Source organism: Streptomyces sp. NPDC050564 (assembly GCF_044457265.1).
Classification (GTDB): domain Bacteria; phylum Actinomycetota; class Actinomycetes; order Streptomycetales; family Streptomycetaceae; genus Streptomyces.
Map to the genome: position 1 here is coordinate 173,061 of NZ_JBITGS010000018.1, position 14,605 is coordinate 187,665.

General features: G+C 68.8%; 22 protein-coding genes. All 22 read right to left on the minus strand.

Going from position 1 to position 14,605, the window contains the following annotated elements; translation table 11 throughout:
• Nucleotides 1-37: 37 nt before the first annotated feature.
• The 22 genes from ACIBK0_RS27825 to ACIBK0_RS27930 all read right to left on the minus strand — a co-directional run bounded on the left by ACIBK0_RS27825 (nucleotide 38) and on the right by ACIBK0_RS27930 (nucleotide 14,500).
• Nucleotides 38-715, minus strand: a complete 678-nt coding sequence (locus ACIBK0_RS27825; RefSeq protein ID WP_399085566.1) for a hypothetical protein — start codon at nucleotides 713-715, stop codon at nucleotides 38-40.
• Complete coding sequence (locus ACIBK0_RS27830; RefSeq protein ID WP_399085568.1) at nucleotides 715-1,395, minus strand: hypothetical protein; 681 nt, start codon at nucleotides 1,393-1,395, stop codon at nucleotides 715-717. Before ACIBK0_RS27830 ends, ACIBK0_RS27825 begins: the two co-directional genes overlap by 1 nt.
• 11 nt (nucleotides 1,396-1,406) lie before the next feature.
• Nucleotides 1,407-1,778, minus strand: coding sequence for a hypothetical protein (locus ACIBK0_RS27835; RefSeq protein WP_399085571.1), 372 nt, complete (start codon nucleotides 1,776-1,778; stop codon nucleotides 1,407-1,409).
• 321 nt (nucleotides 1,779-2,099) lie between these two features.
• Complete coding sequence (locus ACIBK0_RS27840) at nucleotides 2,100-4,835, minus strand: phage/plasmid primase, P4 family (protein ID WP_399085574.1); 2,736 nt, start codon at nucleotides 4,833-4,835, stop codon at nucleotides 2,100-2,102.
• Nucleotides 4,832-5,506 (minus strand): hypothetical protein, encoded by a 675-nt coding sequence (locus ACIBK0_RS27845; RefSeq protein WP_399085577.1) that lies wholly within the window; start codon nucleotides 5,504-5,506, stop codon nucleotides 4,832-4,834. The genes ACIBK0_RS27840 and ACIBK0_RS27845 overlap by 4 nt, the downstream gene beginning before the upstream one ends.
• Before the next feature lie 109 nt (nucleotides 5,507-5,615).
• The gene (locus tag ACIBK0_RS27850) at nucleotides 5,616-6,221 is read right to left on the minus strand and encodes a hypothetical protein (RefSeq protein ID WP_399085580.1); all 606 of its coding nucleotides are present in this window, start codon (nucleotides 6,219-6,221) and stop codon (nucleotides 5,616-5,618) included.
• A gap of 80 nt (nucleotides 6,222-6,301) precedes the next feature.
• Nucleotides 6,302-7,093: a PD-(D/E)XK nuclease family protein gene (locus ACIBK0_RS27855; RefSeq protein WP_399085583.1), complete on the minus strand. Its 792-nt coding sequence runs from the start codon at nucleotides 7,091-7,093 to the stop codon at nucleotides 6,302-6,304.
• Nucleotides 7,090-7,299 carry a hypothetical protein gene (locus ACIBK0_RS27860; protein WP_399085586.1) on the minus strand — a complete coding sequence of 70 codons (210 nt, stop codon included), beginning with the start codon at nucleotides 7,297-7,299 and terminating at the stop codon, nucleotides 7,090-7,092. Before ACIBK0_RS27860 ends, ACIBK0_RS27855 begins: the two co-directional genes overlap by 4 nt.
• Nucleotides 7,296-8,783 carry a DNA cytosine methyltransferase gene (locus tag ACIBK0_RS27865; protein WP_399085589.1) on the minus strand — a complete coding sequence of 496 codons (1,488 nt, stop codon included), beginning with the start codon at nucleotides 8,781-8,783 and terminating at the stop codon, nucleotides 7,296-7,298. Before ACIBK0_RS27865 ends, ACIBK0_RS27860 begins: the two co-directional genes overlap by 4 nt.
• A complete protein-coding gene (locus ACIBK0_RS27870; RefSeq protein ID WP_399085592.1) occupies nucleotides 8,780-9,151 on the minus strand; it encodes a hypothetical protein in 372 nt (123 codons plus the stop codon). Before ACIBK0_RS27870 ends, ACIBK0_RS27865 begins: the two co-directional genes overlap by 4 nt.
• A complete protein-coding gene (locus tag ACIBK0_RS27875) occupies nucleotides 9,148-9,375 on the minus strand; it encodes a hypothetical protein (RefSeq protein WP_399085595.1) in 228 nt (75 codons plus the stop codon). Before ACIBK0_RS27875 ends, ACIBK0_RS27870 begins: the two co-directional genes overlap by 4 nt.
• Nucleotides 9,372-9,713 carry a hypothetical protein gene (locus tag ACIBK0_RS27880; RefSeq protein ID WP_399085598.1) on the minus strand — a complete coding sequence of 114 codons (342 nt, stop codon included), beginning with the start codon at nucleotides 9,711-9,713 and terminating at the stop codon, nucleotides 9,372-9,374. Before ACIBK0_RS27880 ends, ACIBK0_RS27875 begins: the two co-directional genes overlap by 4 nt.
• Before the next feature lie 134 nt (nucleotides 9,714-9,847).
• Nucleotides 9,848-10,387 carry a hypothetical protein gene (locus ACIBK0_RS27885; protein WP_399085601.1) on the minus strand — a complete coding sequence of 180 codons (540 nt, stop codon included), beginning with the start codon at nucleotides 10,385-10,387 and terminating at the stop codon, nucleotides 9,848-9,850.
• A 108-nt stretch (nucleotides 10,388-10,495) separates the two neighbouring features.
• Nucleotides 10,496-10,909, minus strand: a complete 414-nt coding sequence (locus tag ACIBK0_RS27890) for a hypothetical protein (protein ID WP_399085604.1) — start codon at nucleotides 10,907-10,909, stop codon at nucleotides 10,496-10,498.
• 94 nt (nucleotides 10,910-11,003) lie between these two features.
• Complete coding sequence (locus tag ACIBK0_RS27895; RefSeq protein ID WP_399085607.1) at nucleotides 11,004-11,324, minus strand: hypothetical protein; 321 nt, start codon at nucleotides 11,322-11,324, stop codon at nucleotides 11,004-11,006.
• Nucleotides 11,324-11,518 carry a hypothetical protein gene (locus ACIBK0_RS27900; protein ID WP_399085610.1) on the minus strand — a complete coding sequence of 65 codons (195 nt, stop codon included), beginning with the start codon at nucleotides 11,516-11,518 and terminating at the stop codon, nucleotides 11,324-11,326. The genes ACIBK0_RS27895 and ACIBK0_RS27900 overlap by 1 nt, the downstream gene beginning before the upstream one ends.
• On the minus strand, nucleotides 11,515-11,850 hold the full coding sequence (locus tag ACIBK0_RS27905) for a hypothetical protein (protein WP_399085613.1): 336 nt from the start codon (nucleotides 11,848-11,850) through the stop codon (nucleotides 11,515-11,517). Before ACIBK0_RS27905 ends, ACIBK0_RS27900 begins: the two co-directional genes overlap by 4 nt.
• Nucleotides 11,847-12,053 carry a hypothetical protein gene (locus ACIBK0_RS27910; RefSeq protein ID WP_399085616.1) on the minus strand — a complete coding sequence of 69 codons (207 nt, stop codon included), beginning with the start codon at nucleotides 12,051-12,053 and terminating at the stop codon, nucleotides 11,847-11,849. Before ACIBK0_RS27910 ends, ACIBK0_RS27905 begins: the two co-directional genes overlap by 4 nt.
• Nucleotides 12,050-12,595: a hypothetical protein gene (locus ACIBK0_RS27915; RefSeq protein ID WP_399085619.1), complete on the minus strand. Its 546-nt coding sequence runs from the start codon at nucleotides 12,593-12,595 to the stop codon at nucleotides 12,050-12,052. Before ACIBK0_RS27915 ends, ACIBK0_RS27910 begins: the two co-directional genes overlap by 4 nt.
• Entirely contained in the window at nucleotides 12,592-13,476 is an 885-nt protein-coding gene (locus ACIBK0_RS27920; RefSeq protein WP_399085622.1) for a hypothetical protein, read from the minus strand. Before ACIBK0_RS27920 ends, ACIBK0_RS27915 begins: the two co-directional genes overlap by 4 nt.
• The gene (locus ACIBK0_RS27925) at nucleotides 13,473-14,045 is read right to left on the minus strand and encodes a hypothetical protein (protein WP_399085625.1); all 573 of its coding nucleotides are present in this window, start codon (nucleotides 14,043-14,045) and stop codon (nucleotides 13,473-13,475) included. Before ACIBK0_RS27925 ends, ACIBK0_RS27920 begins: the two co-directional genes overlap by 4 nt.
• On the minus strand, nucleotides 14,042-14,500 hold the full coding sequence (locus ACIBK0_RS27930) for a hypothetical protein (protein ID WP_399085629.1): 459 nt from the start codon (nucleotides 14,498-14,500) through the stop codon (nucleotides 14,042-14,044). Before ACIBK0_RS27930 ends, ACIBK0_RS27925 begins: the two co-directional genes overlap by 4 nt.
• Nucleotides 14,501-14,605: the final 105 nt, after the last annotated feature.

Here is a 14,605-nt window from a genome sequence, read left to right on the forward strand (position 1 = left end):
GCCGCCCCGCATAGCCCGCGGGGCGGCCGGCCTTGCGTCAGCGACAGACCGCGCACTCATGCGCGAAGTCCGTCGACTCGTGGCAGCGGTCCACGCAGCGCCGGCAGAACGGCCGGTTGCCGGATCGGGCTTGGCCGTCAAAACGGGTGTCGGTGGGGTCGAAGGGCTGACGGCAGTTGCCGCACGCCTCGGACGCGTCGACGGCCGGCACTGCTGCGGCGCGCTGCATCTCCTCGTGCAGGGCCTCGCCGACAGCGGTCACCAGGTAGTCGCGTGCCTCGGCGTGCATCCCGGAGTGGAAGGCGAGGTGCACGCGCACGATCGGCTGGTCTCCGGCGCTCCACGTCAGCTGGTGCTCGTCGGGCTGGAGTCCGTCGGCGCCGAGGTTGATCGCCCACTCGGTGAGGTTGGGTGCATTGCGGAGGATCTTCCAGACGGCGTCGATGTAGGCGTCCCAGTCCTCACCGCGCCAGTCGCTGGTGTCCATGCCGTGGTCGTCGGCGGTCTCGGTGACCGTCAGGGTTTCGAGGCTGTCGCCGTGGGTCTTCTGAAGCCAGATGGCGTGGGCGGTGATCTGGTCGTCGAACCACGGGCGGGTGGGCTGGTCGGTCATGGTCTGCTCCAGGTGTCTGGGGTTTGGGGTGTGCGGGCGGGCAGGGTCGGTGGTGTAGGCCGTCGTGGGGTGCACGGGGTGGCGGGGGTCGACGGGCGACATCAGGCGGCCTTCCTCTGGCGGTGGCACTGGCCGAGGACGCTGTGCGGCTTGTCCTTCGGGTCGTCGATGTCGTTCCAGGCGGCAGCGGTCACCCACTGCTTGGCGCGGGCCGTCTTCATCGCCGCCTCGGACGGTCCGAGCCGCACGGCGAAGCGGCGGTATACGCGGTCGAGCGTCTCGAAGTGCTCGCGGCGGATCGTCTTGTTGCGGCCGCTCGAGATGTCCCGCAGCGCGGTCTCGGACAGGCCGGTCTGCCGGGCGGTCCAGGCGAGCGTCCACCCCATGGCCGAGAGGGCGCGCACACGGCGGGTGGCGCCGAGTGCCGGCTTGAAGTCCGGGGCGTCGGCGGGCTCGAGTGCGAGGAGCGCCTGCGCGGTGCCCGTCTGCACGGTGGCGAGACTCGAGTTGAGGACGTTCCAGACGGTCTTGCGGCCGACCTGTGCCGTGTCGGCGATCTGCACCCTGGTCCAGCCCGCGTCGAGCAGCGTCCTTACGTGCGCGGCGACAGTCTCGCGGCCGACGTAGCTGGGTACGCCGCGCAGGCGCCGCAGCCCTTGGGCCTTGGCCGTGCGTCGCCCGGCAGCGCGGCAGTCGTCGCAGCGGCAGGCCTGCCAGCGATTGTGGCGCCGCGGGCCCTGGTAGCGGCCCGGTGTGCCGTGGGCGGGGATTCGGTCGGTCATCGGTCTTCTCCTCAGAAGAGTTGGTCGGTTGCTGATGCGGTGTGGTGTTCGGCGAGTGCCGGTGTCCGTGTGCAGTGGTGGTCGGCGACGACGAGGTGCGTGCAGCGGCCGGCCCGGATGTGCTCTGGGCTGCGGTCGGTGAGCCGCGGCGGCAGGTGCGGGCGGATGCGGAGGCAGTAGGTGGTGCGGCCCTGCAGCCGGGCCGCCAGCTCCTCGAGCGGGTTGAGGACTCGAGGGTCGGCGCGGACGTCGAGGGCTGCGGCGTGGCCGACGAGGGAGCGCAGGATCGGCTGGCGGCAGCGGGGGCAGAGCTGGGTGCGGGCCCGGTCGTTGAGCGGCTGGGAGAGGTCGAGCCACGACGGCGGCTTCTTGGCGGCGGTCATTTGCCACACACCGCCCGTATCAACACCAAAGGGTGCGTGTCATGTACACGTGCGAAGGACCTGCGAAGGGGTAGCGGAAGATCAAACGAAGGTCCTTCGCGCCCTCTGACCTGCAAGTCGTAGGACCTGCGAAGGACTCGAAGGGCTTTTTCGGTCCTCGAGTTGTATTGGAGGGTGAAACACAGAGTGTTTCCCTTATGCGCGTACAGGAGGAAAAAGCCCTTCGGGTCCTTCGACCCGCAGGTCAGGCCCTTCGCAAAGTCCTTCGCAGAGCCCTTCGCAGGTCCTTCGCACTTGTATGACACACGCATCCTCATCACCTCAGAAACCCAGCGGCGCGAGCCGCAGCCCGTGATAGACCGACCGGCGCGTCCGGCTGTCTTTGGTGCTCTCGAATCCCCGCTCCTTGAGCGCCATGGCGAACGCCATGCCGGTCATCGGCCGGGTGCTGTTCGCCTCAGCCCAGGTGCGGTAGCTCTGGTACAGGTCCTGTGCTCCGGCACTGCTGCCATCGCTCTGAATGCAGTGCTCGTCGAGCCAGATCGCCACCGGGTCGGAACTCGCAAGGTGCTCCTGCGTCTTGGCCTTCACCGACTCCGGAACCGACAGCCCCTGAGCCAGCCAGTCCAGGCATCCGCGGATCGCCCAATTGAGGACGCCCGCCGCCTCGTTGGCCATGATCTTTTCGTCGAGCTTGGGGATCCTCCGGGACGGCGGGACGGTCACGTCCCAGCCGATGTCCTGCAGGCGACGGGCGATGCCGTGGCCGCCGCCGACGTGAGGCAGGTAGTTCGTCGCCAGGTGGATCTTTCCGACCGGACGGAAGTCGAAGAATTCGGCGCGCATGAACCGCGCCGACATCACGTCCTCGCCGGTGAGCTGCTTGACCAGCTCGTCATCGAGCTTCTTGCCGGCGCTGGTCTCCGTCGTGGACAGCAGTCGCTTGCCCATCATGCGGGCCACGTCGTTGGGGATGCCGTCGGCCTGCTTGGCCAACAGCGTTGAACGAGGTACGGACTGCGCGTAGTCGCCGAGCAGCCCCATGAGGACGCGCATGAAAACGCCCTTGCCGTTCTGTCCATCGCCGTGATGGATGAACATGACCTGCTCTTCGGTGGAGCCGGTGAGGGTGTAGCCGACGACCCTGGCCAGGTACTCACGGCGCTCGTCATCGGGCATGACGCCCTGCAGGAAGTTGTCCCACGTTGGGCAGGTGGCGTCCGGCTGGTAGCGCACCGAGGCCTGCTGCATGAGATACAGACCGCGGTCGTGCGGCAACAGGTCACCGGTGCGCAGGTCGACGACGCCGTTGGTGACGTTGAGAAGCAGTTCCGGCCGGTCGAAGCGGTCCATGGTGCAGTGCACGGCCGGGTGCGCCTGAAGCACTTCTCGTGCCGCGGCGAGCTTGGGGCGCATGCGCTGGGCGCGGCCCCATTTGAAGAACTCCTCTTTCTCGGACAGTTCTTCGCGCGCGGATCGCTTCTTTGGCGCCTCCTCGTCAGGGACTGGAACCTCGTCGGAGTAGTTGGGGGCTTCGTCGGCGAGGTTGTCGATCGTGGCAACAACACGTGTCCACACGCCCGTGTTGGCGCCCTTGAGCGTCCACCTGCCGCCCTCGTAGATGGCCCACTGCTCGGTGTCGGTGATCCACCGGACTTCCGTCCCGCATCGGTCGACGACGCGCTCGGCGTTTCCGATGTCGTCCCAGTTTCGCCGGGGCATTGGGGACGGAAGGGGCGGAACAGTCTCGGTGGGCGGCTGCCAGACGGGAGCATGGTCGGGCTTGAGGGCGGCGGTGCCGTCGGTCTGGTGCACGGCTCGCTGGTTGCTGGCGACCAAGTGCAGAGCAGGGCGGAAGGGGTCGGCCTGGCAGCGCTGCTTGATGGTGTCGAGGATGTTGCGCGGCAGTGCGGACGCGGCGCTGCTGGCGGTCTTGCCTGCTGCTGCACGCATGAGGTCGCGGCCGGCTTCGATGGTGTCGTTGTTGTAGTGGAAGTGGGCGAAGACGCGGCCCATGGTGTGCTTGCGGCCCGCTGGCAGCGCGCCTGTCTCGAGGCCTGCGGCGCTCGAGAAGACGACCATGACGGGCGGGTCATAGGAGCACAGCGCGCTGTACTCGGACTCGGCCTGGGCGTCGCGCTTCCACTTTTCGCGTCCGTCGGAGTGCTTGCCGACGTACAGCCATCCGGTGCCGGCGAGGACGTTGGACCAGGAAGCCATGGTTTGCAGCACGTCGAACGGCCCTGTGCCGGTGCGCTGTTCGCCCGGGGTCCGACTGGGAGCGGGCTGCTCGAAGCCGACGGGCTTGCGCGCCGCAGCGGCCGCCTCGAGCGCCTGCCGTGCTGACAGCGCCTTCTCCGAGGCAGCGGCTTGCAGGGCGTCGAGGGGGTAGAGGGCTCCGCTGCCTTCGGTGCCGATGTGGGAGAGCCGCTCGCCGCCGGCCTTGCGGTTGACGGTGCCGGGGATGCGCAGCAGACGGTCGAGGTTGGCGACGCCAGCGTCGTGCGACCAGCCGTGCTCGAGTGCTGTCGCTGCGAGGATGGTCTGCCAGTCGGTGGACAGTTGCTTGATGATGTCGCGGTCGTCACCGATGAGGTGGGGAGTGTCGAGCCACCACCAGGCGTAGGCGCCGTAGCCGGACCAGATGATGCCGGTGGGTTCGGGCAGTCCGGATTCTTTGACGACCTGCAGGACAGCCTTTTCGTCGGGTGGTAGCGGGAGGCCGTCGGCGGCGGGCTTGTGGCCGGTGGTGCCGAAATCGAGGTCGGACCACAGGCCGCGCATGCCGTAGGCGAGGTCTTCGCCGCCGCGGCCAAGGGGCTGTTCGCTCAGGGTGGTGACCTGTGCGTAGATGCCTTTCGCGCCGAGGCGGTCAAGCTCGGCGACGCGTTCGACGGCTGCAGCGATCCCTGTTTCGTCGGTGGTGAAGCGGCGACCCTTCCAGTAGTCGGTGGGTGAGCAGATGCTGATCCATCCGGGCAGGTCTGCGTAGAGGCTCGTGAGCCAGTGCCGCACGGTGTCGAGGTCGGCGGCGATGGGGTTGGGGTTCTCGGTCATGCGCCGCTCTCCCCGTGCTCGAAGCGGGCAGAGCGTGCTGCGGTGTAGGCGCGCTGAACGACTGTGTCGACTCTGCGCGAGGTGTGCCACGTCGTGCCTGTATACGGATACTCGCCGGGCTCCGGGTACTCACCACCACAACTGGCGTCCGCCCAGGATTCGTGATCCCATCCGTCGTCGCCGACGTAACTGGGACCACTTTGTTCGAATTCCATGAAGACCCGGCAGACGCCTTTGTGGTGCTGCAGCGCGGAGTGCAGGGGGGCGGAAGAACGCCGCTCGACCCGCGGAACAGGACCAAGAACGAGCAGGCCACCGCTGTTGCCGTACGACTCGGCAACGCCTGGGAGTTGCCCGCCCCAGTCGAGCATCTCGGTATAGAACGCGGCCTTTTCTAGCAGCCTGCCTTCTTCACCCTTTACCTCCACCCAAGTTTTCGTGCCGGGCAGGAAGAAGTCCGGGAGGTAACGCTCATGCTTTCCAGTGCACTGGCGGCCATTGGTGAACTTCCAATTCTCGGGCTTGTCGCAGTCGCACCAGAAGCGGTTCTCAAAACCCTGGGGCTCGTATTCCCATGTGATGCCGAGCGTGTCGAAGAAGACGGCCCACCTCGCTTCGAGGCGGGAGCGGAATCGGCACCCGGCGTAGCGGGTCTCGATGGCCTGGATCACTGGGACTCCTTGTTGATGATGCGGAAGCTGGGCTTCGTGCCCGCCCTGGCTCGGATCCAGGGGTGACCGGCCTGTCCGGTTTCGGGCTTGGGGTTGGTGCTGGGTCGGACTAGAACGGCGCGACGTTGGTCTGCGGCGTTCCGGCGGCGACCGGGGCCTGGCCGCCCTGCACCTGTGCGAGCAGGGCCTGCACGGCGGGGTCGTTGAGGTTGACTCCGGCGGCGATCTCGCCGGTGGCGGTGTTGACGGGCGGCTGCGCGGCCGGGGCCTGCGACGGGACCGGGGCGGTCTGCGCGGGCACCTGCTGCGCGGGCGCTGTCTGCGGTGCGGGCGTGGCGGCCTGGTTGAAGGTCGGCTGGTTGGCCGTGACCCACGCTCCGGCCTTGACGTCGTCGACGCCCTCGTTGAACGGCTGCAGCGCCCAGGCCTGGAAGCCGGACTTGGTGGCGACCTGTCCGATGCGGCCGAGGACGAGCGTGGCGCCGGGGGCGAGGCGGCTGACGATGGCCTTGTGGGTGACGTTGACGTGCTCGCGCAGCTCGCCGTTGCCGTCGAGGTCGACGACGTCGACGTCGGCCTGGTCGATCTCCTCGTTGCGGAGGGTGTCGAACTTCTTGCTGATGCCGTGGACGACGGTGATGAGCACGAGGTGGCCGTTGTGGTCGGCCGGCTTGAAGAATCCGCCGAAGGCCGCCTCGGTGGGCTGGTTGAACATGTGTTTCTCCTTGATGGATGTGCGGTGTCCCGTTCGGCGTGGTTGCCGTGCGGGTTTGTGCGTCCTGAACCGCGGTGCGGTCAGGAGGATTTGGTGGCCCCGGGGCAGCCCTGGCTGAGGTCGGTGGAGCCGGGCTTGTGCCAGGGGCAGAAAATGCACTTGGCTTTGGGGTCGGTGGGGAAGAGCGCCCAGTGCTGCGGGTTCTTCTCGGGGTCGAGCTTCAGGACGAGCTCGCGTATCGCGTCGAGGCGGGCGAGGGCCTGCTCGGCGACGTCGCGGCGGTAGTCGTCGACCCACACGTAGGGCTCGAGGACGTGATGCCTGGGCAGGAAGACGATGGCGACGCGCTGCGGCTTCTCGCCCGCGTTTTCCATGCCGAGGCCGTACAGGTTGGCCTGGATGCGGTACTGGTCGCCGGGCCCGCCGCTGCGGTACTTCTGCAGCGATGTGACGCCTGTGACCTTCCAGTCGTAGACGGTGCCGGTGGCCTTGTCGTACAGGTCGGCGGAGCCGGCGATGGTGGAGTCGTAGCCGTAGCCCTGGCGGACGGTGACCCGCTTCTCGACGAGGTAGCGCTCGCCCTTCGGGTCGCGCTTCTCGAAGAGTTCAGCCATCCAGGCGTGCACGGCGGTGCCCTGGATGCTGGCCCACGGGTCGCGGTCGGCGCCTGGCACCTCGGGCCAGTCGAGTGCTTTGTAGGCGAGGGCCCTCGAGCAGGGGTTGCCGACCTCGGAGGGGCCGATGCGGCGCTGCCGGGAGCGGGGCGCGTTGTTGGCGGTGTCGATGACGAGGGTGCGGATCATCGACGCGATGGCGGCGCCGGCGCCGGTCTCGTGTTCGGTGACGGTTCCGGCGGGCTGGGTGAAGGTCACGCTGCCTCCTTGGCTGCGGTCTGGTGGGGGCAGATGCCGACGATCACGCGGGCCGCGAGGTCGGCGACGTCCTTGCCGACGGCGCGTTCGTGGTGGCCGCAGGCGCACAGCCAGTCGGCGACGGGGGTCTGGCGGCCACCGCAGCCGGTGGCGGTTCGAATGGCGAGACCCGGGCGGATGCCGGTGATGACGGTCGGCTCGTTCATGCGAGCACCGCGGCGACGCGTCGGCCGAGCCACTGGGCGACGTTGCAGGACACGGCGTTCCCGGCCTGCATGGTCTGCTCGCCCTTGGTGCCGAGGACGATGTAGTCCTCGGGGAAGCGCTGTGCGTACAGCTGCTCGCGCGGCTGGATCATCCGGTAGTGGCAGTCCTCCAGCACGGGCGCCGGTTCGAGGATTGCTGCGGAGTCCTTGGTGCTGAGCGTGTGCAGTGGCTCGCCGACGGTTCGGGCCTGATTGCCGTTGCGGTAGGGGACGACAAGCCAGTGGTGTCGGCCCTGCCCGGTGACGGTGTCGACGGGCTCGGTCACGGGGCGGGCCGTGGCGTTGCGGCGCAGGGTGACGATGAACGAGTCATCGGCCTGCGGCGGTGTGACCAGTGCCTCGAACCCCTTCGGGTTGGCCATGCGGGTCCGCATCGGCTCGGCCGTGCTGGTCGCCGTGGTGTTCCACGTGCCGCCCGACGGGACGAGGATTGCGTCGCCGATCTTCGCGGTACGGGCGGGCAGCGGCCCATCGTCTGCAGGGAATGCCCTTCCGTCGTGGCCGCCGTGGTTGACGGTGACGACCATGCGGCGGTCGCCGAGCAGACTCAGGCCCTTACGGATCCGAGTGACTGTGTTCCCGGCGAGGGGCCGCAGCCCGTGCTCGGTGCGGTCGCCAATGCGGACGCCGAGGTTCGACCAGTCGATGATCGAGGCCGCAGGGCGGACGTAGGGCTCGACGATGGCGTGGCGGCAGCGTGGCCCGTTGGGGCAGCGGTACACGTACTGCTGTCCGTACTTGCCAAGGCGCCGACCCTCCTTCTTCCACGACTGGAACGCAGTGACGGTCTCCTCGCACGTCGGGCACCACGCGCGCGGGCGGGGCTGGACGTCGGGGAGCGGAATGCCCTCGCGGGTGCAGACGATGTAGATGCGGTCCCGCCATTGCGGCGCTGCCGGGTTGCTGTCGTCTCCGGCGTGGGCGGAGGACAGGGAGACGAACTGGATGTTGTAGCCGAGGGTGCGCATCCCGGAGAGCCAGACGTCGAACAGTTCCCAGTCCGCGGCTTCCATGACGTTCTCGACGAGGACCGCGCGGTACCGATGGACTTCGGTGGCGCGGATGACGTCCCAGAACGTGGCCCGGGTGCGGTCGAACGCCGCGGCGGGTACGTGGCCGAACTCCTCGAGACCGAGCTGTCCGTGGCCAGCCGCTGATAGCCGCGCCTTGCGGCGGCGGCCGCCCGCCGGGCTCAGCTCCGTGCAGATCGGCGACGCCCACAGGACGTCGGTGCTGGGCAGGCGCCGCATGTCGTAGTTGTTGACGTCCGCGCACAGGTGGTCGGCGTCGGTGTGGTTGGCTGCGTGGGTCTCGATGGCGCGAGCCCAGTGGTTTGCCGCGAGCTTGAGTTCGAGGCCCGCGGCGACGAGCCCGGTACTCGAGCCGCCGGCGCCGCAGAAGATGTCAGTGAAGGAGAGGCTCACGCTGCTTCACCGCCCTCGATCTCGAGCGGCGGCATTTCCATGTGCTCGCGCAGCAGGTGGCCGAACTGCAGGCCGGACATGGTGACGAACCACTCGCTGGCGTCGCCCTTGCCGCGGCGCTTGTGCCAGACGACCCCGAGAGATGCGCCGTCGTTTTCGCGTTCGGCCTCGGCCTCGGCGACCCAGGCGGCGAGTTCCTGGCGGGCGCAGTTCTTGACCTCGATGACGATGCCGGGCAGGCCGGCGATGTCGCCGCGGTCGGCGTTGCCGTTGAGGGCGCGGCGTTCGGCGTGCTGGAAGCCGATGCGGCGGAGGAAGTTGACGACCGCGGTCTCGGCCGAGGTTCCCTTCCTTTTTGAGGCGCTCACTTCTGGTCTCCTTCGATGAGCGTGATGAGCTCGGCGTCGAAGTCGGCCGAGGTGATGTTGATCTGGCTGAGCGGGGCAGGGCGGGCGCGGAGTTCGGCACGCTTGGCTTCGAGGCGGCGGCCCTCGAGGACGCTGACGACCGAGATCCAGGCGCCGAAGCCGACGTATGCGAGGGCGTTGATGCCGCCGAACCAGGCGAGGCCGGTCTGCAGGTCGTGGTTCATGCGGCACCGACCCACGTGACGAGGCGGGAGCTGTGGGAGGCGGTGCGCTTGGACTTGCTGGCGGCGGCTTCGCGGATGACGCCGCGGCGGGCGGCGTAGGAGAAGCGGGGCCCCCACTGGTGGTGGTCGGGCGGGTCCTCGATGAGGCCTTGGTCGACGAGGTCGGAGGCCTGGAAGGGGGATCCGCGGCGGGCCATCTCGTCGATGGCGTCGTCGCAGCGCTCCTTCCAGTCCTGGTCGGTGGCCTGGTCGGCGTCGTGCATGCCGTCGTTCTTGAGCTGCTCCCCCATGGCGGGGTTGATGCGGCTGGCGGTGGCTATCGGGCTGTTGGTGCTCATGAATCCTCGTTTCAAGGTGTGGGGTGCCGGGCCTCGCCGCCCGTGACCGGGGGGTTGGTGGGGCGGCGAGGCTCCGGCTGGCCGCGGAGTTGGGGGAACTCGACACGGCCGGTCTTCGGTTGTGGATCAGGCGACTACTTGGCCTTGAGTCCGGCCTTGACGGCGCCTGCGATCTGGGTGCTGACGGTGTCGCCGAGCTCGGCGGCGACCATGTCGCGGGCCTGCTTCACCGCGTCGGCGATCTCCGTCTCGAACGCTTCCTTCACGGCGGACCGGACCAGTTGCTGGAGGACGGTGCCGTTCTCACGCCGGTACTTGTCGGCGGGCTCCTTCATGTACTTGCGGGCCTCGTCGACGATGACCTCGGACAGGGTGGTCACCTGGCCGGTCGCCTCGCCGTAGCCGTTGGTCTTCTTGATCGGCCGGTTGACGGCTTCGACGATGGACGGGCGGATTGCGGCCCGGATCTCCTCGTCGCGGATCTCGGTGACCTTGTCGCGCAGCCGCGGGTAGCGGTCGTCGCGCACCAGCCGGGCGACGATCTGCTCGGCAACCAGGTGGGCGACAGTGTTCTCCTTGCCGGACGAGACGAGGTCGCCGTCCTCGTCGAAGTCGACGACCTCCGCAACAACCGTCGAGAGGGTGATGTCGTCGACCTTGATTTCGATGTTCACGCGTTCTCCTGGGATGCTGGGTTTGATCCCCGGGCGGTTCCGTCGCTCGGGGGTTCTTGCGTTGGGCGCCGGGTCCGCCAGCCGTTGGCCATCTGGCGGCCCGGCGAGTCAGGTGGCCGGCTCGGTCTTGGCCATCGGCGCTTGGTGGAGCGGCAGCACGGGTGTGATGACCGGGATGGGGATTTCCTGCGTCTGTGCGGCGGCGGCTTCGGCGAGGCCCCAGATTTCGAGGCGGTGTTCGAGGTCGGCGATGCGTTGGTCGCGGAGTCGGATGACGGCTTCGGCCTGGTCCCGCTGCCTCTCGGCGATCTTCCGGCGCTGCCGCTCGCCTGCGAGTTTCCGGTCGGCGTCGTCGAGTTGGACGCGTTGGGTCGCGATCAACGCGTCGGCCCATCCCAGGTTCAGGCGGAGCCGTTCTTTCTCCTGGTTGAGCCGCTCCACCTCGTCGACGGCGCGGTGCCGGGGCTTGCGGGCGGGCCGGTCGAAGAGTCCGAGGCGGGGCAGATAGGCGGTGATGGTCACTGGTCCCCCTGGCGGGCTCGGATGCGGTCAGCGATGCGCTCGCCGAAGAGGAGGAGGAACGGGGTGCCGGTCGCGAGGACGATGCCGACGTAGATCACGACCGGCCTCCTTTCAGGCGCTGGTTCAGGTCGGTGCGGATGGCGAGCTCCGCTTCGAGGTGGACTTCGCGGGTCTGCAGGAGTTCGATCTCGGCGAGGCCGCGCCGCAGGCCGAGCGCGTCGATGAGTTCCAGCAGCCCGGCCGCGATCGCCGGGTCCTTCGCCAACTGGCGGCCGGCGAGCTTCGGCATGAGCTCGTCCAGCTCGTGCGGGTGCTCGACGGCGATCTGGTCGGCCACACGGACCGCGGCCCGGCGTAGCAGCTTCGGGTCGATGTCCGAGACGGCGAGTGCGTCGCCCTTCAGTTCGGCGCCCATCACGCCGCCGCCTGCTGCTGTCGCCGCTGGCTTTCGCGGCAGACCGTGAACTGGGCGTGGACGCGTTCGACTCGCTCGTAGTAGTCGCCGACCGTCCACGGCCTGGCGCCCAGAGCGCGGCGCTGGAACTCCTGGTCGAGGCGGACCAGGGCTTCCTCGGCGGCATCGGCGAGCGGTCGGGGTGCGGCGCTCACGCGGCCACCGCCAGGGGTGCAGTCCGCCACTGGCGGTCGCGGTGGTCGAGGACGATGACGAAGGTGACGCCCGCGTACCGGACGACAGCCCGCGTGAAGTAGAGGAAGCCGGACTCGCGGGTCTCCAGCAGCGTGGTGTCGATCTCGAACGCCTCACACCAGGCGGCGAACCCGTCCGGCTGGTTGTGCAGTTGGACGTCGATGACCTGCTCGGCAGCGAGCGTGACGCCGCGAAGGTGGAACGTGGCGGTCGGCAGCTGCGGGTACTCCTCGGCCAGCGTCTCCAGTGCGCGGAAGCTGGTCGTCATGTCGGTCAGGCATAGAGCGGTCACTTCGCCCCCTTGGGCTGCGGGGTGTAGTCGCGGCCCCGGAGGTCGGGGTCGATGTCGAGGAACTCGTGCCACTGGTCCCAGTGGGCGCCGGTCGGGGTCTGGCCGCGGTCGGCGAGGTGCTTCACGGCATGGGCGCGGAGCTCGGCGATCTGCAGCTCCACCTCGGGCAGCGGCACGTCCAGGTCGCGGATTGGGCGGGTCATCGGGCCACCGCCTCAACCAGTGCGCGCTTGCGACGCTTGAAGTCGGTCACCGCCGCGGTGTTGGCCTTGGAACAGGCGGTGCACCGGCAACCGTGGTTCTTGTACGTCGACGCCTTGCCGTGACCAGCCCGGTCCGCTGACGTCGAATCCTGCGCGCGGGCAGCACGCTGGCTTGCGCAGCGCTGCGCGTTCGCGGCCCTGCAGGCGTCGCAACGGCATCCCTTGGCATAGGTGCGGGGGTGGCCGTGCTCGTGGTCCGCAAGCGACTTGCCCCGCTCTCGCTGCTTGCGCGGCGTACCGACGGCACGTGCGGCGTACTCCCGCATATAGGCGGCGGCGGCCTCGGCGGACGCCTGGCAGGCGGGGAGGTTCCCGGTGCGCTGGTGCCACTGGTAGCCGCGCCGGTCACCCGTGCAGCAGCCCTCCGGTTCGGTCGGCGCGTCCACGACGGGGCTCGCGGTTACCGGGACGGCTCGGAGTTCGGCGAGGGCAGCGGCAAGCGCCGAGGCTGGAGCCGAAACCAGCGGAATGCGGGCGGTCATCGGGCCGCCTCCTCGTCGTCGCGCGGCGTGCAACGCGGAGCGCCGGGGCAGGGGTTGAAGCCGTCGTGCTTCGCGCAGAGGAGCTGCGACGGGTAGTGGCCGCCGTCCTTCGAGGTGTCGATCCAGTCGGCGGCCGTTGCGGCTGCCCAGTCCTTGTCGGGCTCCAGGACGCCGTGCGCCTTCAGCCGCGCGGTCTCCTGCCGGATGTCCTCGGCGGCCTCCTCGACGGCCCGGTTACCGATGGCCCGCTGGTAGTTGAGGAGCGTCTCCTCGGTGAGGACCTTCCGCAGGAACCAGTCGACCTCGGCGGGGGTTGCGCGGTAGCGATTCGGGCGCTGCCCCTCGACCTTCTCGACCTGCGACTCCAGCTCGTGCACCCGGGCCACCAGCGCGGCGAACTGTTCGGTGTCGTCGCGATGGACGCGGATCGTCGGGCAGACATGCTCGTCGCCGACTTCGGTGCAGAACGGTTCGTCGTCCGTGGCCCCGTAGGCGCACGCCCAGGAAGACGGGAGCGGGATGACGGTGGAGTTCATCAGCGCACCACCCGTCGGCATCGGCAGGGCGCCCAGCTCGCGGACAGCAGTGGCGGTGTCGGTGATCGGCTGGACCGCGTCCTCGATCACGTCGATGTGGGTGAGGCAGATGCCGCCCGCGTAGCCGTCGACGGACACGACGGGCTCACCGTGGCCCAGCTCCCACGCGGGTGTGCGGGTGACGGTCACGAGCCGCATGCACGGGTCCTTCTCGCTCCGTGCGGCACGGCCCGCCTCGACAGCCTCGCGGTACCGGACCGCGACCGGGTGCTCCGGCCGCACGAACGGATACGCCAGCACCGGAGTACCCACCGGGTACGCGGCGTTGAACTGGTCGGCGTTCACGCGGCCACCGCCTCTCGGATGCCACCGATCGGGGTTGCCTGGAACTTGCGACGCCACCGGTACTGCGGGTTCGGTGCACGGGTTTCGGTCCACTCGATCGGGCCGTGACACTTCCGCAGCGGGTTGTGGTACCAGCGCCGAGTCATGGCCACGTCGCCGCACTCAGGGCAGGCGATGACCGGTCCGATCGGCGAGGTTCGCTGGAGGTTGATGCGTTCGATGTCGTCGAGGCGGCGGAACTCCAGCTCGCCGTCGAGGACTTCAGTCCCGTCCAGGTCGATGTCGCTGTAGTCGTCCGCGTAGAGCGAGAGCGCATCGTCTTCGTCGTCGGCGTCCACCCACATGAGGCGGGTGACGGTCTCGATGACGATGATCGGGTAGCGGCGCTCATCAAGGCCCCACGACCGGGCGGCCTTCGTCCGGTCCAGCAGCGCCTCGACATCAGGGTTGGGCTCATTCGGGACTACACGCGGCCAGGACTCATTGAGGTAGCGGTGCGGGCCCGAGTGCTTCAGCTTCTGGTCGCACTCACGCCACGAGTCACCGGGCTTCAGCTCGCCGCACTTCATACCGCACCGCCTTCGGCCTTGGCGCGGTGCTCGGCTTCGATTGCGGCTCGCTCCGCCGTGATAAGCGCGACCGCTTCCTCGTCCGTGACGCCAGCCGAACGCAGTGGCGGGCACGGCCAATACACGTTCTGCTCCGGGTCGTCCGCGTCGCCGGGCGTGCAGTACATGCAGTAGAAGCCGCCGAAGAGCAGCTCATCCCACTCGTGCAGTTCGAGGAGCTCGGCGCGCTTGCGGGCCTCGGCGAGCACGGCGGAGTACATGTCGACGTGGCCGCAGGGGTTCTTCCAGGTGTCCACGGACAGCCAGTCGCCGTCCTCGTGGAAGTTGTGGTTGCGGATCGTGTCGACGCCGCGCGGTCCGTCGCACTGCGCGCAGCGGTCGGAGATCGTGATCGTGCGGATCGTGACGCCGACGTAGTCGCGGCCGGAGCCGCGGTCGCAGACCCGGACCGTCATGGTTCCTGGGGCTGGAGTAGTGGATGATGAAGGCACGGTTCGCCTCGTCTCTGTTGGGATGGTGAGAGGTGGATCGCGCGGCGTGAGCCGCGGTGACCCCGGCTG